At 57.6% G+C, this 23,292-nt stretch carries 24 protein-coding genes; 9 read left to right on the plus strand and 15 right to left on the minus strand.

Annotated elements, in window-relative coordinates; all coding sequences use genetic code 11:
* Positions 1-332 precede the first annotated feature (332 nt).
* Positions 333-1,058, minus strand: a complete 726-nt coding sequence (locus tag ABH912_RS08420) for a tellurite resistance TerB family protein (protein WP_429510358.1) — start codon at positions 1,056-1,058, stop codon at positions 333-335.
* A 171-nt stretch (positions 1,059-1,229) separates the two neighbouring features.
* Here ABH912_RS08420 and ABH912_RS08425 point away from each other — a divergent pair, with 171 nt between their 5' ends.
* From ABH912_RS08425 to ABH912_RS08435, 3 genes are all read left to right on the plus strand, one after another.
* A complete protein-coding gene (locus ABH912_RS08425; RefSeq protein WP_033058741.1) occupies positions 1,230-1,655 on the plus strand; it encodes a GNAT family N-acetyltransferase in 426 nt (141 codons plus the stop codon).
* 248 nt (positions 1,656-1,903) lie between these two features.
* Positions 1,904-2,620, plus strand: a complete 717-nt coding sequence (gene pcsA, locus ABH912_RS08430) for a phosphatidylcholine synthase (protein ID WP_111448744.1) — start codon at positions 1,904-1,906, stop codon at positions 2,618-2,620.
* 73 nt (positions 2,621-2,693) lie between these two features.
* On the plus strand, positions 2,694-3,080 hold the full coding sequence (locus ABH912_RS08435) for a DUF488 domain-containing protein (protein ID WP_429510359.1): 387 nt from the start codon (positions 2,694-2,696) through the stop codon (positions 3,078-3,080).
* A gap of 37 nt (positions 3,081-3,117) precedes the next feature.
* Here the strand turns inward: ABH912_RS08435 and ABH912_RS08440 are convergent, their stop codons facing one another.
* Positions 3,118-3,585: an Lrp/AsnC family transcriptional regulator gene (locus ABH912_RS08440; protein WP_429510360.1), complete on the minus strand. Its 468-nt coding sequence runs from the start codon at positions 3,583-3,585 to the stop codon at positions 3,118-3,120.
* Between the two features lie 139 nt (positions 3,586-3,724).
* On the opposite strand from ABH912_RS08440, the gene ABH912_RS08445 reads away from it, so the two are divergent.
* Positions 3,725-4,936: a diaminopropionate ammonia-lyase gene (locus tag ABH912_RS08445; protein WP_429510361.1), complete on the plus strand. Its 1,212-nt coding sequence runs from the start codon at positions 3,725-3,727 to the stop codon at positions 4,934-4,936.
* Between the two features lie 68 nt (positions 4,937-5,004).
* Positions 5,005-5,772 (plus strand): metallophosphoesterase, encoded by a 768-nt coding sequence (locus ABH912_RS08450; protein WP_429510362.1) that lies wholly within the window; start codon positions 5,005-5,007, stop codon positions 5,770-5,772.
* Here ABH912_RS08450 and ABH912_RS08455 read toward each other — a convergent pair.
* Positions 5,746-6,621 carry an alpha/beta fold hydrolase gene (locus ABH912_RS08455; RefSeq protein ID WP_429510363.1) on the minus strand — a complete coding sequence of 292 codons (876 nt, stop codon included), beginning with the start codon at positions 6,619-6,621 and terminating at the stop codon, positions 5,746-5,748. The two genes, ABH912_RS08450 and ABH912_RS08455, sit on opposite strands and share 27 nt — an antisense overlap.
* 640 nt (positions 6,622-7,261) lie before the next feature.
* Between ABH912_RS08455 and ABH912_RS08460 the strand changes: the two genes are divergently transcribed.
* Complete coding sequence (locus tag ABH912_RS08460) at positions 7,262-7,702, plus strand: hypothetical protein (RefSeq protein WP_429510364.1); 441 nt, start codon at positions 7,262-7,264, stop codon at positions 7,700-7,702.
* 49 nt (positions 7,703-7,751) lie between these two features.
* On the opposite strand, the gene ABH912_RS08465 is transcribed toward ABH912_RS08460, so the two are convergent.
* The 3 genes from ABH912_RS08465 to ABH912_RS08475 all read right to left on the minus strand — a co-directional run bounded on the left by ABH912_RS08465 (position 7,752) and on the right by ABH912_RS08475 (position 9,978).
* Positions 7,752-8,765, minus strand: a complete 1,014-nt coding sequence (locus tag ABH912_RS08465) for a GlxA family transcriptional regulator (RefSeq protein ID WP_429510365.1) — start codon at positions 8,763-8,765, stop codon at positions 7,752-7,754.
* A 158-nt stretch (positions 8,766-8,923) separates the two neighbouring features.
* Positions 8,924-9,715 carry a type I methionyl aminopeptidase gene (map, locus tag ABH912_RS08470; RefSeq protein WP_429510366.1) on the minus strand — a complete coding sequence of 264 codons (792 nt, stop codon included), beginning with the start codon at positions 9,713-9,715 and terminating at the stop codon, positions 8,924-8,926.
* A complete protein-coding gene (locus ABH912_RS08475; RefSeq protein ID WP_033058726.1) occupies positions 9,712-9,978 on the minus strand; it encodes a ParD-like family protein in 267 nt (88 codons plus the stop codon). Before ABH912_RS08475 ends, map begins: the two co-directional genes overlap by 4 nt.
* Before the next feature lie 310 nt (positions 9,979-10,288).
* On the opposite strand from ABH912_RS08475, the gene ABH912_RS08480 reads away from it, so the two are divergent.
* Together ABH912_RS08480 and ABH912_RS08485 are read left to right on the plus strand one after the other, a co-directional pair.
* Entirely contained in the window at positions 10,289-11,968 is a 1,680-nt protein-coding gene (locus ABH912_RS08480) for a thiamine pyrophosphate-binding protein (RefSeq protein WP_429510367.1), read from the plus strand.
* Positions 11,969-12,090: 122 nt separating this feature from the next.
* Positions 12,091-13,308, plus strand: a complete 1,218-nt coding sequence (locus ABH912_RS08485; RefSeq protein WP_429513074.1) for a DUF3422 domain-containing protein — start codon at positions 12,091-12,093, stop codon at positions 13,306-13,308.
* Between the two features lie 32 nt (positions 13,309-13,340).
* On the opposite strand, the gene ABH912_RS08490 is transcribed toward ABH912_RS08485, so the two are convergent.
* The 3 genes from ABH912_RS08490 to ABH912_RS08500 all read right to left on the minus strand — a co-directional run bounded on the left by ABH912_RS08490 (position 13,341) and on the right by ABH912_RS08500 (position 16,221).
* Complete coding sequence (locus tag ABH912_RS08490) at positions 13,341-14,459, minus strand: glycosyltransferase 61 family protein (protein WP_429510368.1); 1,119 nt, start codon at positions 14,457-14,459, stop codon at positions 13,341-13,343.
* 74 nt (positions 14,460-14,533) lie between these two features.
* Complete coding sequence (locus tag ABH912_RS08495; RefSeq protein WP_429510369.1) at positions 14,534-15,688, minus strand: hypothetical protein; 1,155 nt, start codon at positions 15,686-15,688, stop codon at positions 14,534-14,536.
* A gap of 323 nt (positions 15,689-16,011) precedes the next feature.
* A complete protein-coding gene (locus tag ABH912_RS08500; RefSeq protein WP_033058718.1) occupies positions 16,012-16,221 on the minus strand; it encodes a hypothetical protein in 210 nt (69 codons plus the stop codon).
* A gap of 251 nt (positions 16,222-16,472) precedes the next feature.
* Here ABH912_RS08500 and ABH912_RS08505 point away from each other — a divergent pair, with 251 nt between their 5' ends.
* Entirely contained in the window at positions 16,473-16,955 is a 483-nt protein-coding gene (locus ABH912_RS08505; RefSeq protein WP_419866198.1) for a hypothetical protein, read from the plus strand.
* A gap of 14 nt (positions 16,956-16,969) precedes the next feature.
* On the opposite strand, the gene ABH912_RS08510 is transcribed toward ABH912_RS08505, so the two are convergent.
* Genes ABH912_RS08510 through ABH912_RS08535 form a run of 6 tightly spaced genes read right to left on the minus strand, consistent with a single transcriptional unit; the run spans position 16,970 to position 23,000 of the window.
* Positions 16,970-17,734, minus strand: coding sequence for an ABC transporter ATP-binding protein (locus ABH912_RS08510; protein ID WP_429510370.1), 765 nt, complete (start codon positions 17,732-17,734; stop codon positions 16,970-16,972).
* A 6-nt stretch (positions 17,735-17,740) separates the two neighbouring features.
* On the minus strand, positions 17,741-19,072 hold the full coding sequence (locus tag ABH912_RS08515) for an ABC transporter substrate-binding protein (RefSeq protein ID WP_033058715.1): 1,332 nt from the start codon (positions 19,070-19,072) through the stop codon (positions 17,741-17,743).
* 52 nt (positions 19,073-19,124) lie between these two features.
* On the minus strand, positions 19,125-20,192 hold the full coding sequence (locus ABH912_RS08520; RefSeq protein WP_429510371.1) for a branched-chain amino acid ABC transporter permease: 1,068 nt from the start codon (positions 20,190-20,192) through the stop codon (positions 19,125-19,127).
* A gap of 22 nt (positions 20,193-20,214) precedes the next feature.
* On the minus strand, positions 20,215-21,096 hold the full coding sequence (locus ABH912_RS08525) for a branched-chain amino acid ABC transporter permease (RefSeq protein ID WP_429510372.1): 882 nt from the start codon (positions 21,094-21,096) through the stop codon (positions 20,215-20,217).
* 2 nt (positions 21,097-21,098) lie between these two features.
* Positions 21,099-21,899: an ABC transporter ATP-binding protein gene (locus tag ABH912_RS08530; RefSeq protein WP_429510373.1), complete on the minus strand. Its 801-nt coding sequence runs from the start codon at positions 21,897-21,899 to the stop codon at positions 21,099-21,101.
* Positions 21,900-21,908: 9 nt separating this feature from the next.
* Positions 21,909-23,000: an AMP-binding protein gene (locus ABH912_RS08535; protein ID WP_429510374.1), complete on the minus strand. Its 1,092-nt coding sequence runs from the start codon at positions 22,998-23,000 to the stop codon at positions 21,909-21,911.
* Between the last annotated feature and the right edge of the window lie 292 nt (positions 23,001-23,292).

Below are 23,292 nucleotides of genomic sequence, written 5' to 3' on the forward strand. Positions count from 1 at the left end.
ATTTTAGCCGACAGGGAAAAACCCGGGATTTTTCCGATGGTCGGTTGCGGTAGTCAATGACGCGGAGCAGATAAAAAACGACCTTCGCAGGCTAATGCCGATCAGTTAAGCAATTTCAGCTACTACGCACTCCTTGTAGCAGCTGGCGAAGCCTGCGTTCGACTGCGCAGCAGTCGTGAAACCTGAGTTTGCGGTCTTCCTGAAACACCGCATCATCTGATTTCACGACTGCTGCGTCCGAACGCGGCCCGAACCGAACGCAGCCTTCGGCAGCTGCTACGGATTGTGTCGTTCCTTAACTGATTGGCATTAGCCTTCTTAGGCCGTTTTCATCAGGCCACGCCACCTTTGGCCTGCTGCTCCAGATGCACTTGCAGGTCCGGATCGATGTTCAGCGCCGCAGCCAGTTCATCCAGATAGCTACGTTCGGCGTCCTGCTGATCGTCCACCAGCATCACACTGGCCAGGTACATCTCCGCCGCCATGCCGGAATCCGTGGCCGACTGCGCCACATCGGCGGCGTCCAGCGGCCGCGCGACTTCGTCATCCAGCCATTGCTGGAGCTCTGGGTCATCGGTGTGGCGGCCGATTTCGGTGCTGATCATCTGCTTTTCGGCGTCATCAATCCGGCCATCGGCCTTCGCCGCCGCAATCAATGCACGAAGAATCGCATGGCTGTGGTCCTCGACTTCAGGGCCGGACAACAGGTCGACAGTGCGCGGTGCCTGTTGCGGCGCCGAGGCCTGGCTGCGTTGCCAGGCTTGATAAGCCTGGAATGCCATCATTCCGAGCGAAGCCAGCGCCGCGTAGTTGGCGCCGCCACCCGAACGGGTCTGGGTCGAACCGCCCATGGTTGAGCCACCGCCCAGCAGACCACCGAGCAAACCACCCAGGCCACCGCCCCCGGCGCTTGATCCGGCACCACCGCCCAACAGGCCGCCGAGCAATCCACCGAGACCGCCGAGACCACCTTGGGCCGACGCGCCACCGCCACCCTGTTGCGACATTGAGCCTTGGCCGGCCCTTAGTAATTGTTCGAGCAGATCGCTGGTGTTCATGACGATGTCCTCATCGGTTGGAGTGACCCAGTCAGGCAACAATAGTCCTCGCCGACAAATGCGCCACCACCGTTTGGCTGACGTAAAACCCTTATTGCGCTTGACCCCGATGACCATCGGCTGCGAGTGTTCTACCCTCGCCAACCCGATGCCCAGAGGATCAACGAACACATGGACCGCCACCTGATTGTCGTCAGCGACGTCATCGAACCTGAAGTCGAGCACGTACTCAGCGCCGGGCTGAGTGCCTTCAATGATCAGATGACTGGCATCAACGACCGTCAGTCGCTTGCGGTCACGGTCCGCGATCCGGATACCCATCAGGTGTTGGGCGGTATTACCGGCCGTACGTCGCTCGGTCTGCTGTTCCTCGATTTGTTCTACCTGCCCGAGTCACTGCGTGGCTCCGGGCTCGGGTCTCGACTGCTCAACGCGTACGAGGACGAAGGCCGTCGTCGCGGTTGCCGCTCGGCGGTGCTCTATACCCTCAGTTTCCAGGCCCCGCAGTTCTATGAAAAGCACGGCTGGCAGCGCTTTGGCGAAGTGCCCTGCGACCCGCCAGGCACGAGTCGGGTGTTCATGAGCAAGACGCTGTGAATGAGCCTGTCTGCACAAGGTCAAACCGCCGATCACTGCGCTTGAGTAAAACGTATCGCCCAGCGCCGATGCTTCATTTAATACCGGCGGATTTATCCGGGGTATTTTTTTGCCACCCAGCTAAGATTTACAGATGGTGAACCTTATCCCCGGATACCCGGTCGATACATGCAACCTGACTTGGTTTGCCGACACCCCCCATTGAAGGGGTGATAACAGGCTTGCTTCACTTTCTGGAGAACGCCCCCGTGATATCGACCCTACACATCGCCAGGCTCAAAGCTTGGGGCGCCCATGGTTTTACCGCCACTGGCGTGGTCACTGCCTTCCTCGCGACCCTCGCCCTGCTGGAAAATCAGGCCACAAACTGCCTGCTGTGGCTGGGCGTAGCCTTGATCGTCGATGGGCTGGATGGCGCGTTGGCACGCAAGGTCAATGTCCAGTCGGTACTGCCAAGTTTCGATGGCTCGATCCTCGATCTGGTCATCGACTACCTGACGTACGTGTTTATCCCCGCGCTGTTCATTTATCGTTACATCCCCTTGCCGGACTACACGCTGCTGCTGTCCGTGTCGCTGATTCTGGTCTCGTCGCTGTTTTGCTTCTGCAACGTCAACATGAAGAGCAAGGACAACTACTTCCAGGGCTTCCCCGCCGCCTGGAACGTGGTCGCCCTGTGCCTGTACATCATCGCCCCGTCGCCGTGGATCACTCTTCTCACCATCATTGGCCTGGCGCTGTTGACCGTGACCCGGATGAAGTTCCTCCACCCGTTCCGCGTGCGCAAGTTCATGCCGATCAACATCGCGGTAACGGCCATCTGGCTGCTGTGCAGCTTGTCGCTGGTGGTCAACCATCCGGTCATCAACCCAATGGTGATGGGGCTTTGGCTGCTGATGTCGGCTTACTTCCTGGGGATCTGCATCTGGCGCACGGCGCTGGAGTGGTTCGAAAACTCGCGGTGAAAAAGGACTCCAGAGCGTGGCCGATTTCTCCCGCACACGGCAGAAATCGGCCATAAGAGGGAACACATCGACCATGCCCATCCATATCGTGCGCCTCGGTTCACCGCGCGTAGTCAATGAAGGCCTGCGCCTGGGCACGGTACGTCGCCCGCCGCGTGGCGTGCCGAAAGCCGAGTTTGCCAGTCGGGATTTTTATGACGTGTGGCAGCCGCTGCTGTCTCCCAGTGCAGAACTGGTCGCAGAAGCCAAAGCGGCAGAAGACGCCAAGGCGTGGGAAGCCTTCAAGCGCAAGTTCAAGACCGAAATGAACCACCCGGCGCCCAGCCAATTGCTCGATTTGTTGGCGGCGTTGTCCCACCAAACGTCACTGGCCATTGGCTGTTACTGCGAAGATGAAGCGCATTGCCATCGGTCGGTATTGCGGGAGTTGTTAGAGGCGCGAGGTGCGCAGCTCATATAGTCGCTGGCGCAGGCTACTGCGACATTGACTGCTCAGCTCAAACTACCTCCACCGGCACCTGCAACCCCACCTTTACGTTGCTCATGGAAACCAGCGTCTTGAAGCGCTTCACATTGTTGTTCTCGAAAAACAACTCTCGTGTCAGCTCTGTGTACTGCTCCATGTTGCGCACCGCCAGCACCAGCACAAAGTCCCACTCCCCGGCGACGTAGTAACACTGCTGCACCTGCGGGCAGTTGGCGAAGCTGCGCTTCATGGCGTCCAGCAGATCCAGACGCTCACTCTCCACTTCGACTTGAGCGACGATGGTCAGCGGGTAGCCGAGTTTCTCTTGATCCACCACCGCCACAGTGCCTTTGATGAAGCCGTCCTGAGTCAGGCGTTTAAGGCGGCGGTTAACGGCGGCCGAGGACAAATTGACCCGCGCGCCCAGTTCGCTTTGGGACAGGCCGGCGTCTTGCTGGACTTCGGCAATCAGCTTCAGGTCGAAGGCATCGAGACTCATGGTGAAGGGGCTCGCAATAAAATTGATGTAAAACGCATGAATAGGTAATGAAAGTGCGGCGACTGTGCCGATTTCAAGAAAAGAGTGTGACAGCAGCGAGATATTATTTCACTCCACTGCCCACCACCAGGAACCGACGATGCTGATCGCCAACCCCAACGCCAGCCGTAATACCTATCCCGATGACCTCAAGGCCATCCTGAACATTCAGACAGCCGCCGAAAGCCGCACCTGGCTGGCGAACTGGAACGCACTCAATCGCGCCAGCACACCCTTGTTCGGCCTGCCAGACCTGGCTGCCAATCTTGGTATCGCCGGGCTCCTGATCAAGGATGAGTCGAGCCGTTCGCCGCTGGGGAGTTTCAAAGCGCTGGGCGCACCGATTGCCCTGGTGCGGTTAATCCTGAGGCTGTTCCCCGAACACCCTTTCGAACCCCGGGGCCTGCTGATGGGCGACTACTGCGACGCCTTGAAGGACTTTACGGTGATCAGCGCCACCGACGGCAACCACGGCCGTGCCCTCGCCGCGGCGGCACAAAGCGTCGGTTGCCGTTGCGTCATTGTGCTGCACGCCAATGTCAGCATCGAACGGGAACAGGCCATCGCCGCCTATGGTGCACAGATCGTGCGAGTCCCCGGCAACTACGATGAATCGGTTGAAGAAGCCGCCGCGCTGGCCGTCGAGCACAACTGGCAGGTGGTGTCTGACACCTCCTACGAGGGCTACGAAGACATTCCCCGGGATGTGATGCAAGGCTACGGCACTATTGCAGCGGAAGTCGTTGAGCAGGCCAGTGGCCAAACCTTCACTCACGTATTCCTTCAGGGCGGCGTAGGTGGTCTGGCGGCTGGAATCGCCAGTTACTTCTGGGAGCTTTATGGCACAGCACGACCGGCGATGATCGTCGTCGAACCGCAACAGGCCGACTGCCTGTTCCAAAGCGCCCTCGCCGGCCATGCGGCGAAAACCCAAGGTTCAGTGGATTCCGTGATGGCCGGGTTGGCCTGCGGTGAAACCTCGCCCCTGGCCTGGAAGTTCCTGCAGACCAGCATCGACCATTTCACGACGATTGAAGATGAGGATGCCGTCAACGCCATGCGCAGGCTGGCGCGGGGCAGTGATCGGGACGTTCCGCTGGTGGCCGGTGAGTCGGCCGTGGCCGGGCTCGCGGGGTTGATCCAGTTGCTCAAGTCGCCCCACCTGGCCGCTGAAGTGGAGATTGATGAGTCTTCACGGGTTCTGCTCATCAGCACCGAAGGCGCCACTGCGCCAGCCGTTTACAGCGAACTGGTGGGAGAGACGGCTCAATCGGTTCTGCAACGACAGCAACTTTGGCTGCAACGAAAATAAGGTGTGGCAGGAGGTTATCAACTTGTCAGTAGAATGGGCTGCGATTCAAAACAGGTAGGAGTTGATCGATGCGCATCGCCTTGCTGTCAGACATCCATTTGTCCGTCAACGCGGTACCTTTTCCCGAGGTGGATGCCGACATTGTCGTCCTCGCGGGAGACATCTCCCGACCGGCCATGGCCATTGAGTGGGCCAAATCGTGCCCTATTCCGATCGTGTACGTGGCAGGGAATCACGAGTTTTATGGCAGCGACTTGATCTCTACCTACGAGCACTTGAACAGGTTGTCGCAAGGCACACAGATCCACGTATTGGAACGCTCGGAGTATCTCCACAACGGCGTGCGGTTTTTGGGTTGCACGCTGTGGTCTGACTATCGACTTTTCGATTCTGCGGAGCATCGGGCGCAGGGTGTTGATCTGGCTACGAAGCTCATGCGGGACTTCACCCACATAAAAATCTCGCCAGATTTTCCAGACCTGTTCAGCCCGGCCATTTCCCAACTGATTTTTTTACAGACAGTCGCCTGGCTGGAAGACTGCTTCACCCGCGACAGCACCACGCCCACGGTGGTGGTTTCGCATTTTGCACCGACACGATTGAGCATCAGCCCGCTGTTTGAGAGTTCGCCGATTAACGCGAGTTTTGTTTCAGACCTCGAAGACCGGATCAAGGTCTGGCACCCGGCACTTTGGCTGCATGGCCATACCCATGGGAGCTTTGACTACCAGGTGGGCAACACTCGCGTCATTTGCAACGCCCGGGGCTATGCCAAAAATGGCATTGATGAAAACCCGGAATTTAATCGCTCATACGTGATTGACCTGGATCTCTGAGGCAACGCGGCCCTGCCTCCTGGAAGCCGGGTCCAGAAAACCGAGCAAGGCCTGCCGGGTCTCTTGCCAGGCCGCTGTATGTTCCATATCGAGGAAGTGCCCGGCGTTCTTGATGGTATGGAACCGGGACTGAGCCGCATGATCGGCGAACAGCCGGGCGTCTTCGACCGAGGTGTACTCATCCCATTCGCCGTTGACAAACAGCAGCGGTATTTCGATGGCAGCGGCACAGGCGACATAACAATGGGTGTCTTGGGTCAACACCTCATTGACGTGGAAATGCATCTGTCTGTACTCGTGCTCGTCCAGGCTTCTGACATGGCGGTCATTAAAGCGTTTGAACAGCGATGGCAGGTGCTTGCCGATTGTGCTGTTGATCAAGCGACCGACATTGAGGCGGTCGCACGCCTGGAGGTGGTTCAGGCCGCTCTCCAGGTAATCGCGCATCGGTGTATTGATACGCGCTGCGAATGAATTGATCACCGCCTTCTCGATTCTCCGCGGACGCTGAGCCAGCGCCAGCAAGGTGGCCGCACCGCCCCAGGAAAAGGACAGCACGTGGTGCGCACCAAAGTGTTCGATCAAATCCAGCAGTATCGCGGCCTCGTCTTCCTTTCTGATCGGTTGGCCGTGGAGGTTGTGTTCCTTCGACTGACCGGCGTAGGGCTGGTCGTAGAGAACCACATTGAATCGCGGCTGCAGGTAACGCACCGTTTGGGCAAAAGATGCGGTCGTTGCCAGTGAGCCGTTGACCAGAATGATGGTCTTGTCAGCGGCAGTGTTGAGATAGTGCTCGGTATAAACCTTGTACTTCCCGCAGATCTCGACGATGGCAGTTTTCGGCATCATGACATTTACTTCCTTGAACCCATTGGACTAAGCGCACAGCGTTTGGGATGCCCACAGGGCCCTGTCGCAGACAGCAGAACACGTGGACCTGACAGTCAAGTGCCAGGCCAATACATTAATAACTAATAACTCAGGGTGATTTTCAAACGTCAACGCATAGGCCTCCTCGGGCTTAATCTGGAAACACGGACAAGCGACAACAGCGCGAGGGTGCTCGAATGGTCACCGTGACCAATGAGTCACTGACTGACCATATGTTCAGAGTTAAGCAGGGATTTCCTCGTCTGCAAGAAGGCAGACGAGTTATTGCGTCGAAGACGGCGTGATGGTCGAACGATGTCACCCCAGACGAGGCGACGCGCGAAAGCTCCCGGGTGACGCCCCCGAGGCATCGGTCTCGTCGAAATACTTGGCTATTGGCTCAGGCCTTGCTTTGGCCTCATTGCGATGCCTGACAGGGCTTGGCAGGCGAGCGCTGGTGCTGAGGCAGACCGCTCCACTTTCAGGAATACCCCCAAGGTTGGGGACTTTGGCCCGCCAGAGCTGGCTGGCTCATTGATTGCCAAGCGTCATTAAAGGCAGGCTCACCAAGCTCCGCGCGCACCTATAAAAATAAAAAATCAACAAGGGGAACCCTACCTTGAAAATTTCAACAATCTGCTTCGCGGGCACCCTTTTGGTTTCGGTCGCGGCTTCTGCTACAGGGGTTATTCCCGTCCTCGACCTGGACTTCACACGGTCGGCTGCCGAAACGCTGAAAAAACGGGGCATCGAAGACGCTTGTATTATTGCCGCGTCAAACCCGAAAACGTTCACCTATTGCCGAGAAGGATCGCCAACGCTCTGGAAGTATCAGGCTTTGGATCTGGAACAACAGGCGACGATCCTGAATCGCGAAAAGCGGCACCTGACAGACTACGGGCAAATCACCGTCGTGGAAGACGATAGCGCAGCCTGCCAACAAGATAACCCTGTGCCATTGATTAAACCGGCGATGACTCGTGGGCTGGGCCTCGGCCTGATCACCCTGCTTCTGTTGATGGGTTTGCGATACACCTACCGGGCAAGCCGTCGTCCGTAACCAAAACGTCTGTGCAAACCACGAGTCAGCACAGACTCAAAAAACAGTGTTATTTGACCAGTCGCGTTTCCTTGGAAGGCCTGTATCCGAAGTACGAGCTATAGCACTTGCTGAAATGGCTGGGCGATACAAAGCCACACGCAACCAACACGTCCACCTGGGACAGCTCTGTGTGCTGGAGCAACCGACGCGCCTCGGTTATCCGCAATTCCATGTAATACCGTTGCGGCGTTGTGCCCAGTTGCTCCTTGAACAAGCGCTCGAGTTGTCGACGCGAACGGCCTGCGTATACGGCCAACTGCTCCAACTCCAGAGGCTCTTCGAGGTTGGCATCCATCAGCTTCACCACCTCGCGTAATGGCGCGCTCACACAGATATTTTCAGTCGGTTTTATGCGCCGATAACGCGACTCCTCGAAAGCCAGGATGTCCTCGATACCCTCGACAAGTGCTTTGTCGTGCAGTCCTTTGATCCAGTCCAGCGCCATGTGGAATGCCCCCGAGGGGCTGGAAGCCGTGAGCCGGTCTCGATCGATGACGTAGGGCTCACTGGTGACATGCGTCGCCTTGGAGATTTCCGCGAGCGCGGGGCGATGTTCGGGGTGAATCGCGCAACGATATCCGTCAAGCAAGCCTGCCCTTCCCAGGAACCATGCACCATTCCACAACCCGGCCAGACTGACACCCTGGTCTGATGCAGCCCTCAACAGCGAGATGAGTTCATCCGTCGCTTTGAGTTCTGTCCTGTAGCCGCCACAAATGACCAGAAGGTCCAGGTCCTGGATCACTGAACAATCAAAACGGGTATCCGGGCGAATGACCAGTCCCAGGTCGCTGATGACCTCCTCATCGGTCAAGCCGAACGTTCGGGAAGAGAACAACCCGGGTCGCAGAAGATTCGCGGTGACAATCGTATCCAGTGCTTGCGTGAATGCGGGCAGCGAGAAATGCTCAAGCAACAGAAATCCTGCCCGAACCATTTGAGTTTTCTCGTTGGGGTTCTCATTCAGATAGCGGAGATTTTTCCCCTTCATGCCTCCGCTAAATTGGCGTCGTTCGATCAATGTTCGGCCTACTCGGTGACGTAACCCAACCTGTCGTTGGGTGCGTTGATAAACCTCAATGCTAACTGTAGAAGTTTCAAAACCACTAGCGCCATTTTTACGATTGATCAGGCCAGCTGAAAGCCGTGACGTAGCGTTGTATCACTCGCAAGCTGCGCCTAAACGATGGCGGGATACCCATCGACACTGTCGGGCCAACGGGTCAGAACCTCGAAGCCGTCGTCAGTGACCGCGACCATATGCTCCCACTGAGCCGAAAGTGAGTGGTCCTTGGTGACCACGGTCCAGCCATCAGCCAGCGTTTTCACATGGCGTTTGCCAGCGTTCAACATGGGTTCGATGGTGAAGATCATGCCGGCTTTCAGTACCAGCCCCTGGCCTGGGTAGCCGTAGTGAAGGACTTGCGGCTCATCGTGATAAATCTTGCCGATACCGTGACCGCAGTATTCGCGCACGACGCTGAATCCGTCTCTTTCGGCCACCTTCTGAATGGCATGGCCAATGTCACCCAGCGTAGCGCCGGGGCGGACGACGCGAATACCGGCGCACATCGCTTCATAGGTCGTCTCTGCCAGGCGTCGGGCATCCGGGCCGGGCTCACCCACGAAGTACATGCGGCTGGTATCGCCGTACCAACCCTCCTTGATAACGGCAATGTCGATATTCACGATATCGCCATCCTTTAGTGGCGTGGCCGAAGGAATGCCATGGCAGACCACCTGGTTGACCGATGCACACACGGTTTTCGGGAAGCCGTGATAGCCGACATTCCCCGGAATGGCTTTCTGCACGTTGACGATGTAGTCGTGACAGAGCCGATCCAGTTCGTCGGTGGTGACCCCCGCTTTGACATGCGGAGCAATCATGGCCAGGACCTCGGCGGCCAGCGTGCCCGCAGCACGAGACATGGCTATTTCTGCCGGGGTATTGAGCCTGACATTGGCCTTCATTGCTTGACTCCTGATGCTGCATCAACCTGGGTGCTTTGCGAAAAATCGGCGAGTGCGCACAGCTGTTTAACATCGAGGCCGCCAGCCAGTTCGGCACGAATCAGCAAGCGGCAGAGGTCGCTGTGGTCCAGGTTTGGATATAACTCCGCAAGCATCCCGATGCGCATCCAGTGCTCGGCTTGTGCGTTGATCGAGCGACTCAACGCGTCGCTGGCGACGCGTAGATTCTCGTGCATGGCTTCTGAGATTTTTACGATACCCACTGCTCAATCCAATATGAAATGTATATGGATCGTATATTAGTCGGTAGTCGGGTGAAATTGCAATTTCACGATTTGTAGCCACGCCTGAAGCGTGCGATAGCATAAAAAAGTCACTGGGCGACTTGAAGTCCGACTTCAATAGCTGAAGGAATGAAGTGCTGAGCAATCATCGTTTGTCCCCCTACCCGATGATGCTCAGAATTCGTGGCGCAAACGTTAGCCGTTGTTCTTCCAATTGATCGAGTCAGTACCTGTCAGAAAGAGCGCGACTCACCCTTTCACACCGCACCATTCGACTCAGGAGATAACAATGAATAAAACCATTTCTCGTCGTAGCGGAGGTCAGATATTGGTGGATGCCTTACGCATCCATGGCGTCAAACGAGCTTTTTGTGTTCCTGGAGAAAGCTACCTCGCGGTTCTCGATGCATTGCATGACGTGCAAGAAGAAATCGATCTGGTGGTGTGCCGCCAGGAAGGTGGGGCGGCCTATATGGCAGAAGCCTACGGCAAGCTCACCGGAGAGCCAGGCATTTGCTTCGTGACCCGAGGCCCGGGTGCAACGAACGCCTCGGTTGGCGTTCACACAGCGTTCCAGGATTCATCGCCGATGATTCTGTTCATTGGCCAAGTCGCTCGCGATCAGCAGTATCGCGAAGCCTTCCAGGAAGTTGATTTCCGCCAGATGTTTGGCCCCTTGGCGAAATGGGTCGTGCAAATAGACGACACCCGCAGAATTCCCGAACTGATCAGCCAGGCGTTCCACCGGGCAGTCAATGGCAGGCCTGGACCTGTAGTGGTCGCACTGCCGGAAGACATGCTGACCGAAATGGCGGAAGTCAGTGATGCCGGGGCGTTCAAACGCGTATTGATGACCCCGGCAGCCGAGCAAATGGCCGCCATGCAGCAACTGCTTGAGCGATCAGAGCGGCCACTGATGGTGCTGGGTGGCAGCGGTTGGGATACCGAGTCAGTGCACGACATCCGACTTTTTGCTGAACAGCAAAACATCCCGGTTGCCGCCTCTTTTCGCTGCCAGGACCTGTTCGACAATCGACACCCGAACTATGTCGGCGATCTTGGTTTCGCCGCGTCAGCGCAACTGTCCTCGGCGGTAAAAAACGCCGACCTGCTGTTGGTCGTGGGTTCCAGAATGGGTGAAGTTTCAACGGGCGGGTATGCGGCCCTGGACATCCCGGTGCCGAAGCAAACCTTGATCCATATTCACCAAGGCATCGAGGAACTGGGACGGGTTTACCAACCTGCGTTAGCGATCAACAGCAGCATGTCGACCTTTGCCAAATCAGCCGCAACGCTTCCAGCGGTGGCCAGCCAGGTAAAGAGTGAATGGACGCGCACCCTCAACAACAACTACCGCGACAATCTGCAACACTCGCCCTCCCCTGGCGATGTGCAAATGGCCGAAATCATTGAGTGGTTGAATCGCAGACTTCCAGACGACGCGATCCTGACCAATGGCGCCGGAAACTATGCCGTCTGGCTTCAACGCTTCTATCAGTTCCGCCAGTACCGTACTCAGTTAGGCCCTACCAATGGCTCCATGGGCTACGGCGTTCCTGCGGCGGTGGCCGCCAAACTGACGTGCCCGGAGCGAGTAGTGGTTTCGTTTTCCGGGGATGGCTGCTTCTTGATGAACGGCCAGGAGATAGCGACTGCTGCGCAATATGGGGCCCATGTGATTTTCGTGGTGATCAACAACGGAATGTACGGAACCATCAGAATGCACCAGGAACGCAATTACCCTGGACGCGTGTCAGGCACTGAATTGCACAACCCGGATTTCGCCGCACTCGCCCAAGCTTATGGACTGCATGGCGAGGTGGTCACCGCCACGTCGCAATTTGCGCCAGCGTTTGAGCGCTGCCTTGAAATGTCCCGGCCATCCTTGATTGAGGTCAGAGTCGACCCTGAAGCATTGACTCCTCGACTCAGCCTGACTCAGATCAGAGAGCAATCAAGCAAGAAGTAACCCGTTCCTACCGTTTTTGGCGCCTGACTCACCATTTACAAGGCGCCTTTTTTGAGCGTGTGACTCATCAGTTCATCGACCTGTCCCACCTACAACAGCAGTCGATCGATGGCCTGAACAGCATGCATCCGCAAAGACAAACCCTGCACAACGAACTGCACGCGCGTCCGTCACTGTATTTCGACGAACCGGCCCATGTGTTTCATCTGGCCTTCCTTGGCGGGGAACCGGAGTGCAATGCGCTGCTGGAGCGCTGCTGCCCTGCTCCGATCGATCCTCATGCCGCCCAGGGCATCACCCAACTCGATGGCCACGCCCTGAAATGGGAACGCCACGCCGAGTTCTTCACCCTGACCCTGGTGGTCACTTCATCCTGCGATGACTTGTCCTGGACATCGTTGCCCGAGGTGCTGGCGCAGAAGGTCGAAGCGCATTTGCCGCAGCTGATCAACTCGGTGCAGATCGTCGTGCGTGGCGAAGCCGGCCTGGACCTCGCCGGCTACGGCTTCAAGGACCCGTGCGGTTCCTGCGTGGGCGGTGGCGATGCGGTGGTCTGGAGCGATTTTCGTCTCAGCGAGGATGGCAACAACCACATCCTGTTCATCAATCGGCGCCTCAACGCTTACCGCCAAGGGCGGATGATCCGCCGTCTGCTGGAAATCGAGACCTACCGCATGATGGCCTCGCTGTCGTTGACCACGGCCAAGACCTTGAGCGCGCAACTCGATGTCTTTGACAAGACCTTGGTCACCCTCTCCGAGCGTAACGCCGGCGCTGACAGCGGCAACGCGAAAGCCCTGTTGGCGGACATCTCCAACCTGTCAGCCCAAGTGGTCAGCAGTACCGCGAAAACCCGCCACCGCTTCAGTGCCACCCAAGCCTATGCCCAACTCGTGTACGAGCGTCTGGGCGAATTGCGGGAAAGTCACGTCGGCGATTGCCAGCGCCTCGGGGTGTTCATCGAGCGCCGCTTCAAACCCACCGTCAGGTACTGCACCGCCACCGAACAACGCCTGGAGCACCTGGCGAAAAGCGTGGCCAACCTGGGCGACCTGTTGCAAGCGCGGGTTCAGGTGGAAATGGAAGAACAGAACTCGGAAATTCTCAAAAGCCTGAATGCCCGCGCCGACGCCCAGATCAAGATCCAGCGCGCCGTCGAAGGCCTGTCGATTATTGCCATTACTTACTACCTGCTGAACCTGCTCAAACTTGGCTACTCAGGGTTGCACCTGCTCGGCGCCGAGGTGGCCCCGCGAGAGGCGATGCTGGCCATGACACCCCTCGCGATCGCCATCCTTGCGCTGATTATTTTGCGCATCAAGAAAGTCAAAGAGCACTGATACGGTGAATCGCAGGGAGGCGCCATCACCCATCAGGATGGGAACATGTCCAGTGTGCGCTCAACCTCTTGAATGTCGATTTTGAAGCCATCGCCCTCTGGCGTTCCGACCACAAAGCCAAAATTCTGGTTGTCGCGATCCGTCAGGTACTTGAAGTAGCTGACGAAACGGTTCGGTGGCTGCAGTACCAGCAACGAACCACCCTGCGGCAGCACATTGATGCCATGTACAAGCTGGCTCCCTTCGACCCCCACCACGGTCCGCGCCCCGGCACACGTCGCCACTATCGTCGGAACATCGGTTTTCAAAGGATTGATGATGCGAAACCCTCTGGTCTTGCGCAGATGTTCAGCGAGCTCCATTTCATTGCGCAATAAACGCAAGTCACCGTCGCCACCCCGCAGAATGAACACGCCAGGGTGAGTGTCATAGCTCACGTGCGACAGTAGCTTTTCACCCATGGCACGGAAGCGTAAGTGCCTGCTTTGATTGTTGCTCACATCGTCGAACAGCACGAGCTCATGAAAAAACGCACTGTGCAGGCGAAGCGGCTTCATATCAAACCAGTCCTCATAGGCGGGAGCCTGGGTAAACAGAGGAAACCTGGCGGATGGCGCGGTGGTTACCGGGACGCCTTCGTCGCATGCCAATGAATAGGTCGGGCAGTCTTCCATCAACCATGTGCCAAACCATGTGTTTCCATTTTGCGTGCAGTAGGCGGCACCGCGCTCGATCTCGTTTTCCACGTGAATTCGCGGAAACATACCGGGCTTGAGAGACAACCAGTGACTTGCATTGTCTTTGTAGAGCGCTCCATCGATCAGCCAGACATCCTTGATCAGGTAGCCACGTGTCGGAGCTTGTACGACGTTGCCCAGCCCTTCCATTGTGCGAGCGGGATGCTCGAAAGGATAAAAGCGCTTCGCCTCCCATCCTGTGACACGGTCCATTTGATTGGGCAGAAAGAATGCAGGCGGAGAATACGATGTCCCACCCGGAGCAACATTCCAGGTTTTCGCCGCCAGGCTTTTCAAGTTGATCTCCGCCTTTCGTGCGAATCTTTTTCTTGCCATATACCGGTAGGCGGCAAGGGTCCATTTTTTTCGATTGCCAGTGGTCGACGTACTTATTGGCGAGACATCACTTTCCATGAAGAGTCCTCCCTGCGGGACAGGGTCAATAGCCAGACGCGAAGCGCTCTGTTTATTTCAGTCGTGGACATTGCTCAGCTGGATGCAATCCTTTTCATAATGGGTGGGGTCTGCAAACCGGCGTAGCGACTACGCAAGGTTTCGAGAAACTGTTCGCCCGAACTCTTGGCGCAATACAGATAAATCTTGTGCAGCCCGCCAAATACCATTTCATGATAACGGCTGGCGACCTCCTCATCGCTTAGCCCGTCCGGCAAGCCAAGGTGAAGGGTCATTTCCTTTCCTTCGACAGCGAATAGCGGCGTGTCCCAGAGGAATTTGGCGGCCCCTGTCTTGGGCAGCCGGACAAACATATAAGCGTGGTTTCCCAGGGAATCAATATCGCCGCCGCGCCTTCTTTTCCATTTCAGAAGTCCGTCATCCGGTCGCGCCAGGCAAAGACCGATGTCGTAATAATCGAAGCCATTGTCTATCGCCCATTCAAGTGCCATGAAGGTGGTAATCGAGTTCACTTCACGCAGTTTTTTGGCATCTGAAAATATCGCCTCGGTATATCCGAAACGTAGCGTGCTCCAGTAGCGCTTTCCGCCCCGGGTTATTACGCAGCCAAGGTGGCATGCAACAACCTCGTCTTCCAGCATGATCAGGTCGAGCCGGCCGACAGTCTTGGCGATCCTGAAAACCTCTTGCGTGGCAAATTGCGCAGCGTGGATGCCTTGCCTTGCCGTGGCATAAGGTCGAAGCATTTCCCTGTCTGCCTTTTCAATGTCTTCATCCAACAACGTCTGGACCATTCGGTAGCGCGGTCGGTTCTTGCGTATATTTCGACGCAATTCGCTATCGTATTTTGTGGTGATCTCCTCGATGGATCGCCCCAGCGGTACGACGGCACTCAGATACAAGGGTACAGACAAGGCCCCGGAGGTCGGCATTTCACTGACCCCTACCACATGACTCGACGCGCCAGGTTCCTGTTCACCGTCGACCATAGGGGAATCACCTTGGGACTTTCCCCTTATGAGCAGCTTGGCCATCTCCCGCTTCTTTTTCCTTCCGATATAGAGAATTTCGTAAGGACTTTCGTTCTGCGCTCTGAACCTGGCAATTTCCCAGCGCCAGAAACACGCACGTCCAAAAATATCTCGTAACCAGTTTGAAGCGTTTCTTATTTCATATCGCATTGAAGGCGATATGAGTTTGCGAATAACTTCCGCCACGTTCTTTTTCATTTCTTCGTCATCCTTTGAGCTTTATTTTGGGTAGATCAGAAAAAGATCAAGGCGGAACTTCAAAAGGCGTGATTAAGCCTTGATATAAAAGACATATTTTATAAGGAGCGCTCTCACGTTCTGTGACTAGTAAAGATCAAGGTAGCGACTTTGCAAGCGACATAGGGGGGCGCCAGTCATCTATTTCATGACGCCAATTTTTATTCCAGACTCAGTAGAAGCGCCGTCAGTATGGCGTTGTCGATCGACCCCCTGGTCGCGCCCCGGTTAACTGACGTGGAATGTCCCCCGCACAATCGTCCTTAGTCAGCGCCCAACGTAATTTACGGCGTGACTAACTCAGTGCTTGAAGTAGAGACATTAAGGAAGGCATTCCAAATCTCGTAAGCATCGTGATGCCGTTTGGTCGCCTCTTCCCATTCTGGTCCTGAAACACATTTGGAAGAGACCAGCGTCATCATGCCCATCGTTGCGGCGTCCAGCTCGATCAGGAAAGCGTGAGACTGGATTCTGAAGTCTTCGACCGATGGCATTACGTGTTCCCCCGGCGGATTGCACCGCCATTAAGGAGCGGATGCTCCTCGGACGGTGGAGTACCGCCAGGAGGGAAAATTCAGGCAATCTGACCGCCGGTACGTTTCGTTGCCCAAGCTGATCGCCGAGGGTCGTGAGGCCATAATCTTGAAGACATGCCGCTCCTTTACTACTGTAATTTGCATTGACGTTGAACGGGGCCAGACCGGTTCCGGTGCTACGCTTTCATTTCCTGATAGAGAACGAAGCGATGTCCACCGAACTCTCAACCCCCATACTCACGACTTTAGCCATGAAACGGATCCTGATCGGTGGTATCACAGCAGCGATTATCGGCACGATGACGTATGGATTTTTCCAATGGAAAATCGTCGAAAGCCAAAAACACGACATGCTGTGCGGACAGGCCAAGCAGACGCTCAAAGGCGTGGAAATCCGGGCGCGGGCATTGGCTGCCGGACTGTCCGTAGAAGCCTATGGCAAGGCTGAAGAAGACGAAGTGGCGACACTCATTGGTGCGCTCGACGCCGCCAGGAGCGACGCTGAAGTCGACTCGGTCATAGAGGCTCACGCTGCCACCATAGAAGCAGAGGATGCAGCTATTGACGCTCAGGTTGATACCCGAGGCGATCAGACATTCCTCGAGCAACGACTCGTGAAACAGCGGATACCGGTCGACGTTAAACTAGAACTGCGACGCGCCGCGAAGGCCGTTAGCCTCATGTGCAGTTAGTATTCAACAGTGCCCTACCCCACGCCCCCCAAGTAATAGTTCTGAATATCCTCGCGCACGGCCAACCCGGCCGCCGAACCTTCATCCACCACCCGGCCGTTCTCCAGCACAAATGCGTACTGAGCGTAATCCAGGGCGATGTTGATGTTCTGCTCGGCCACCAACAGGCTCAAACCCTCCTCACGGTTGAGCCGGGCGAGAATCTCGAAAATCTCCTCGACCACCTGCGGCGCCAGGCCCATGGACGGTTCATCCAGCAGTAACAGACGCGGCTCGGACATCAGTGCCCGGCCGATGGCAACCATTTGCTGCTCCCCACCGGAGGTGTAGCCGGCCAGGCGCTTGCGCAGCAGGCGCAACCTGGGGAAGTAACCGTAGATGCGCTCCAGACGCTGATTCAGCACCTTGCGTGACGGCCGCCCGACAAATCCGCCGATCAGCAGATTCTGTTCGACGCTCAGGTGGGTGAAGCAATGCCGCCCTTCAAGCACCTGGGCCAGCCCCGCCAGCACCAGGCTGGCGGGGTCGGCATCGGTGATCACTTGCCCTTGATAGATAATTCGGCCCTTGACCACTTCACCGCGTTCGGCCCGCACCAGGCTGGAAATCGCCTTGAGCGTCGTGCTCTTGCCCGCCCCATTGGCCCCGAGCAGGGCCACCATTTGCCCCTTGCCGACCTGCAGCGTTACACCGCGCAAGGCGAGAATCGACTGTTCGTAGAAAACTTCGACCTGCTCCACGCTCAGCAATGGCGGGTCGGCTTGTAAGCTCTGGCTCATCGGACCTTATTGCTCCTGGCTGCAGTTGCGCGGGGTGATGCCTTTTTCCTTGGCGTACTGGGCGGCGGAGGCTTCGATGATCGGCCGTAACAAGGCGCGATCAGCCTGGACCCAGTCGCTGATCAGGTTCCAGCGTTGGCCGTCCCATTGCTGAAAACGCACGGCGCCACCGCCTTCATGGTCGGCACACGACAGCTTCAATGGCTGCACCAATCCTTTGGCGCCCAAGGCCTGCAAACGCGCATCGTCGAGGTTCAAGTGCTCGAAGCCCCAGCGCACTTGCTCACCGGTCAGCGGTTTATCGCCATACTTTTCCTGTGCCAGACGCAGGGCTTCGACGTTGAGGATGCCGTTCACCACGCCGAGGTTGTAGTACACGGTGCCAAAACGCTTCGGATCGGCCAGGTTGCCTTTGCTGGCGTCCACCACGTTTTGCTTGATGCCTTGCAGCACCGGGAAATCAGTGCCCGAAGGGTGGGTGGTGATCGAGATGAACCCTTTGGCGGCAGCACCGGCCGGGACCACGTCTTCTTCCGAGTTGCTCCAGATATTGCCGATGATGTGATCCGCCGGGTAACCGACCTTTTGCGCCGACTTCAGCGCCACCGGGTTCATGACTCCCCAGCCGCGCAGGATCACCCAGTCAGGCTTGAGGCGACGGATGTTCAACCACTGCGATTGTTGCTCGTTGCCGGGGTGCGGCACTTCCAGAAGGGTCAGCTCGAAACCGGCGTTTTTCGCCAGGGTTTCCAGTACGCCGTTGGTTTCCTTGCCATACGGCGAGCCGTGGTAGAGCACGGCGATTTTCTTGCCCTTGAGTTTGTCAGCCCCGCCTTCGCGCTGGCCGATGTAATTGATGATCGCCGAGACTTCCGAATACGGGTTGAGCTGCAACGGGAACACATACGGGAAAACACTGCCGTCGGTGGAGTCGGTGCGGCCATGGTTGATGGTGATCAGCGGCAGTTTGTCGGCCGTCGAACGATCCAGTGTCGCGTAGGCAATGCCCACCGACAGCGGATTGGTCGCGGCCGCTGGCGCACCGTTGAGGCCACCTTTGAGGCGCTCGTAGCATTCGACGCCCTTCTCCACCACGTACTCGGTTTCGCATTCGCTCCAGGTCAACTTGACCCCGTTGACCCCGCCCTTGGCGTTGACGTATTGCAGGTAATCGATAAACCCGCCGAAGAAGCCGGTGCCACCGGCGGCGTACGGGCCGACCCGATAGCTCTGCAAGGGAAAGTACTGTTCGTTGGCAGCCTGGACGCCGGCACTGAGCCCGGCAGTCAGCAAGGCCAGGCCCAACGCCAGGCGGCGCAGCGGTTTACGGTGAGTCATAAGGGCAGTTCCTCGTGTGAGATCGATGGTGTTTTGTCAGGGATAAAAGGAATCAGTAACGCAACGGCCAGACCCGCGCGCGTTGACGAAAACGCTGCCAGAGCCTCGCCAGGCCTTCGGGTTCCTTGATCAGGAAGGCGATGATCAGTGCGCCGAAGAGCATTTTCTGAATGTTTTCCAACTGCCCGGAATCGATCAGCCCCGAGGGTAAAAGCCCAAAGACATTGGCCAACAGAATCGGGAACAGCACGATGAACGCAGCGCCCAGAAAGTTGCCGAGCACACTGCCCAGGCCGCCGATAATGATGATGAACAACACCTGGAATGAGCGGCTGAGATCAAAGCCGTGGGGCTCCACCGTGCCCAAATAGGCGAACGCCCACAGCGAACCGGCAACACCGAGGTAGAAGCCGCTGATGGCAAACGCCAGCAGCTTGGCCTTGAACAGACGAATACCGATCACCGCCGCGGCCGTGTCCATGTCGCGCACCGCCATCCAGTTGCGGCCCAACTCACTGCGCACCAGATTCTTGCCCAGCCAGAACAGCGCTACCACCACGGCCAGGGTCAACAGGTAACGGCCACGGGGCGAACTGAAATCCAGCCCGGCGATCAGCAGCGGTGGCGAGGTGATAACCCCGGACGCGTTGTCGTTGGTAAACCAGCTGAACCGGGTCAGCACCCACTCCACGACAAACTGCGCGGCCAAGGTCGCCACCAACAGGTAAAAACCCTTGATCCGCAGGCTCGGCAAACCGAAGAGCACGGCCACCAGCGCGGCGATCACCCCGCCCAGGGCAAAACTCACCAGCAACGGCAACCCCGGCACTCGCAATTGCAGGTTGTAGGCCGCAAACGCTCCCACCGCCATGAACGCGGCGGAACCCAGTGAAAGTTGTCCGGCATAGCCGGTCAGCAGGTTCAAACCCAGCCCCGCCAGGGACAGCACCAGCAGCGGCACCAGAATCGCGCTGAACCAATAGTCATTACCGAGCAAAGGCACCGCGAAGAACGCAAAGCCCAATAGTAGCCACAAACCCAGACGGTCCTGGCGCAAGCGAAACGTGCGCCGCTCTGCCGCGTAGGTGGTGCTCAGTTGACCGGCTTCTCGATAAAGCATGGAAGTATTCCTTGAAAGAAAATCAGACCCGTTCGATTGCCCGCTCACCGAATAACCCGGCAGGCCGCACCAACAGGAACAGCAACGCAAGGACGTAAGGCACCCAGTTTTCGATCCCGCTGCCGATAATCGGGCCGAGGTAAATCTCGGCGAGTTTTTCCGCCGCGCCGATGATCAGCCCGCCGACAATGGCGCCACCAATCGAGGAGAAACCGCCGATGATCAGCACCGGCAACGCCTTGAGCACCACCAGCGACAGGGAAAACTGAACCCCAAGACGAGCGCCCCAGAGCAGCCCCGCGACCAGCCCGACGAAACCCGCCACCGCCCACACCAGCGCCCAGATCCGTGGCAGGCGAATGCCTACCGCCAAGGAAGCCAGCGGATCATCGGCCACCGCTCGCAAGGACAAACCGACCCGGGTCTTGTTGAACAACAGCGACAAGGCGATCACCAGGGTGGCAGCGGTGCCCGCGGCGAACAGGTCGAATTGCGAGAGCAACATGCCGCGGATTTCCAGTGGCTCATCGGCGATGCCCAATTCCAGGCCGTGGACCTGAGCCCCCCACAGAAACTGCGCAAGGCCTTCGATCATGTACGACAGCCCGAGGGTGGCCATGAACAGGATGATCGGCGGGCGATTGACCAAGGGCCGCAGGACCATTTTCTCGACCAGCAACGCCAGCACCACCATGCTCGCCAGGGTGACGATAAAGGCCAAAACGAATGGAAAGCCGCGTTCGAGCAGGCTGACAAAGGTCAGCGCGGCGAACAGCACCATCGCGCCCTGGGCGAAATTGAACACACCGGAGGCCTTGTAGATCAGCACAAAACCGATGGCCACCAAGGAATACATGACGCCGGCCAGCAACCCGCCAATCAGCACTTCAAAGAAAAATTCCATGCTCAGTGGCGCTCCGTGCGGGTTCGCCGCGTGCCCAGATAGGCCGCGATCACGTCGGGGTTGGCGCGCACTTGCTCAGGGGTGCCGTCACCAATTTTGCGACCGTAATCGAGCACCACCACGTGATCGCACAGCCCCATGACCACACCGATGTCATGCTCGATCAGCACAACGGTGGTGCCGAACTCACGGTTGATGTCACGGATGAACTGGCTCATCTCACCCTTCTCTTGCGCGTTCATGCCGGCCATCGGTTCATCCAGCAGCAGCAACCTCGGCTCAGCGGCCAGGGCTCGGGCCAGTTCGACACGCTTCTGCAATCCATACGGCAACTTACCCACCAGCACATGGCGCCAGGGATGGATGCGCAGAAACTCGATGACCTTTTCGGCGTGGCGGCGTTGTTCGTCGTCCTCGCGAGGGGCACGTCCCAGGCGCAGCATCTGCTCGACCCAGCTGCTGCGCCGTTTGAGGTTGCGACCGGTCAGCACGTTGTCGAGCACGCTCATGCCCTTGAACAACGCGATGTTTTGAAAGGTCCGCGCAATGCCTCGCTCGGCTGCCTGGTGCGGGCGCATGCGTCGACGCGTCTGCCCGGCGTAGCTGACGCTGCCGCTCTGGGCCTGGTAGACGCCATTGATCACATTCAGCAGCGAACTTTTGCCGGCGCCGTTGGGGCCGATCAGCGCGCAGATTTCCCCGGCCTTCACAGCGAAGCTGATGGACGTAATGGCCTTGACGCCCTTGAACGACAGGGAGATGTCATCGAGCCGCAGTAATACGGATTCAGTGGTTGCGCTCATGGGGGCTCGTCAGACGGATTGAGAAATCAGGAGGGCTGGCGCATCGACCAGTGCCCGAGGGGTGAATGGCTCCTGCCAGTTGCCTGGGCGGATGCCCAGCGCACCAAAGAACTCGGCGCTCTCTGGGCTCAGCGCTGGCCCGACCAACAACGGTACGCGCAGGCGGCTCATGCCCAGTACGTCGAGCAACGGTCGGCGGATCAGCCAGTGACCGAGCCAGCGGCGAACACCGTTCACCTCCGGCACCATCGCCCAGCGGTACAGACGATGGCTGAAGGTGCCTGGCAACGGCAGGCGCTCCCGGGCCCAGAACTCAAGGCGGGCATAGGATTCGCGGGTACCCAGCACCAGCGTCGGCCCGAGCTCGCGGCGATCGGTGTCGCGCGTGGCCAGGGCCTCAGGGAAGTTCAAGCAGAAGCCGGCGCCCAGCCACGGCGCCAGCAAGTAACGCGCCTGACCGCTGGCGGCGAACACCCGGGCCGCCAGCGCTTCTTCGCTGGCGCTCAGCGACTCTCGCGCCACCAACTTGCGTGCGCCGTCCAGCAACTGCCCATGGCTCAAACGCTGGGGCTGACCAAGGCCGGCAGGATGAAAAACAAACGCCGTGGCTGCCGAGTCACTGACGGGCGCGGGTGCATCCGTCGTTACGCCTACGGACAACTCGGCATAAGCGTTCAGTGCGCGATCTTCGGCCGTGTTCAGTCCACGCCCGTCCAGGAACAGCAACACCCGTGGCGGTGTATCGATGCTGCGTACCTGTTGCACAGCGTCCAAGGCTTCGGCCAACACAAAGGCCGGTTTCAGTCGGGTCAACAGCGGTCGATTGTCGAGATCAGGGTCAAAAAGCGTGACGCTGCCCCCCAGCCACTGCGCGGCCAGTGCCAGCAACAACGCTTCTGAACGTGCCTGACTGATGATCAGCAAGTCATCGCCGCGACTGAACCCGCGTTGATGTAAAGCAGCGGCGAGCCGTCTGACATCCTCTGCCAATTCGCGCCAGCTACGGACGTGCCAGATGCCCAGGCGTTTGTAGCGCAGGGCAATCGCCGAACCACGGGTTTCGGCTTGTAGCAACAAGGTCTGGGGCAATGTATGGGTCATGTGGCCATCCTTCGGAGTGCTGTCTGCCAACAGCCATTGCAGCCTCCGTGCCAGCCACTAATTACTTATTTATCAATGTGTTAAACGAATCTATCGATCCAGCGCCCTGTATCGCTTGAGCACAGCCTGCCTAAACCCTGTTGCCTCACCAACACTTGCGCTCACTTGAGTGGATGCGTCGCTTTTATAAGAACCAAAAAGCATTAATAAATACAAAATCAGTATTTATCGTTATAAAAATATCCGCGTACTCTCAGCTCATCCCGTCATTCATCACCACAGTGAAGTGCCC

Source organism: Pseudomonas sp. BT76 TE3572, assembly GCF_050435365.1.
Taxonomy (GTDB): domain Bacteria; phylum Pseudomonadota; class Gammaproteobacteria; order Pseudomonadales; family Pseudomonadaceae; genus Aquipseudomonas; species Aquipseudomonas fluorescens_W.

Excerpts from the sequence above, each read along its gene's own strand:
- ABH912_RS08420 (WP_429510358.1), bottom strand. The coding sequence starts at position 1,058 with ATGAACACCAGCGATCTGCTCGAACAATTACTAAGGGCCGGCCAAGGC.
- ABH912_RS08425 (WP_033058741.1), top strand. The coding sequence starts at position 1,230 with ATGGACCGCCACCTGATTGTCGTCAGCGACGTCATCGAACCTGAAGTC.
- ABH912_RS08435 (WP_429510359.1), top strand. The coding sequence starts at position 2,694 with ATGCCCATCCATATCGTGCGCCTCGGTTCACCGCGCGTAGTCAATGAA.
- ABH912_RS08440 (WP_429510360.1), bottom strand. The coding sequence starts at position 3,585 with ATGAGTCTCGATGCCTTCGACCTGAAGCTGATTGCCGAAGTCCAGCAA.
- ABH912_RS08445 (WP_429510361.1), top strand. The coding sequence starts at position 3,725 with ATGCTGATCGCCAACCCCAACGCCAGCCGTAATACCTATCCCGATGAC.
- ABH912_RS08450 (WP_429510362.1), top strand. The coding sequence starts at position 5,005 with ATGCGCATCGCCTTGCTGTCAGACATCCATTTGTCCGTCAACGCGGTA.
- ABH912_RS08455 (WP_429510363.1), bottom strand. The coding sequence starts at position 6,621 with ATGATGCCGAAAACTGCCATCGTCGAGATCTGCGGGAAGTACAAGGTT.
- map (WP_429510366.1), bottom strand. The coding sequence starts at position 9,715 with ATGAAGGCCAATGTCAGGCTCAATACCCCGGCAGAAATAGCCATGTCT.
- ABH912_RS08480 (WP_429510367.1), top strand. The coding sequence starts at position 10,289 with ATGAATAAAACCATTTCTCGTCGTAGCGGAGGTCAGATATTGGTGGAT.
- ABH912_RS08485 (WP_429513074.1), top strand. The coding sequence starts at position 12,091 with ATGCATCCGCAAAGACAAACCCTGCACAACGAACTGCACGCGCGTCCG.
- ABH912_RS08490 (WP_429510368.1), bottom strand. The coding sequence starts at position 14,459 with ATGGAAAGTGATGTCTCGCCAATAAGTACGTCGACCACTGGCAATCGA.
- ABH912_RS08495 (WP_429510369.1), bottom strand. The coding sequence starts at position 15,688 with ATGAAAAAGAACGTGGCGGAAGTTATTCGCAAACTCATATCGCCTTCA.
- ABH912_RS08500 (WP_033058718.1), bottom strand. The coding sequence starts at position 16,221 with ATGCCATCGGTCGAAGACTTCAGAATCCAGTCTCACGCTTTCCTGATC.
- ABH912_RS08505 (WP_419866198.1), top strand. The coding sequence starts at position 16,473 with ATGTCCACCGAACTCTCAACCCCCATACTCACGACTTTAGCCATGAAA.
- ABH912_RS08510 (WP_429510370.1), bottom strand. The coding sequence starts at position 17,734 with ATGAGCCAGAGCTTACAAGCCGACCCGCCATTGCTGAGCGTGGAGCAG.
- ABH912_RS08515 (WP_033058715.1), bottom strand. The coding sequence starts at position 19,072 with ATGACTCACCGTAAACCGCTGCGCCGCCTGGCGTTGGGCCTGGCCTTG.
- ABH912_RS08520 (WP_429510371.1), bottom strand. The coding sequence starts at position 20,192 with ATGCTTTATCGAGAAGCCGGTCAACTGAGCACCACCTACGCGGCAGAG.
- ABH912_RS08525 (WP_429510372.1), bottom strand. The coding sequence starts at position 21,096 with ATGGAATTTTTCTTTGAAGTGCTGATTGGCGGGTTGCTGGCCGGCGTC.
- ABH912_RS08530 (WP_429510373.1), bottom strand. The coding sequence starts at position 21,899 with ATGAGCGCAACCACTGAATCCGTATTACTGCGGCTCGATGACATCTCC.
- ABH912_RS08535 (WP_429510374.1), bottom strand. The coding sequence starts at position 23,000 with ATGACCCATACATTGCCCCAGACCTTGTTGCTACAAGCCGAAACCCGT.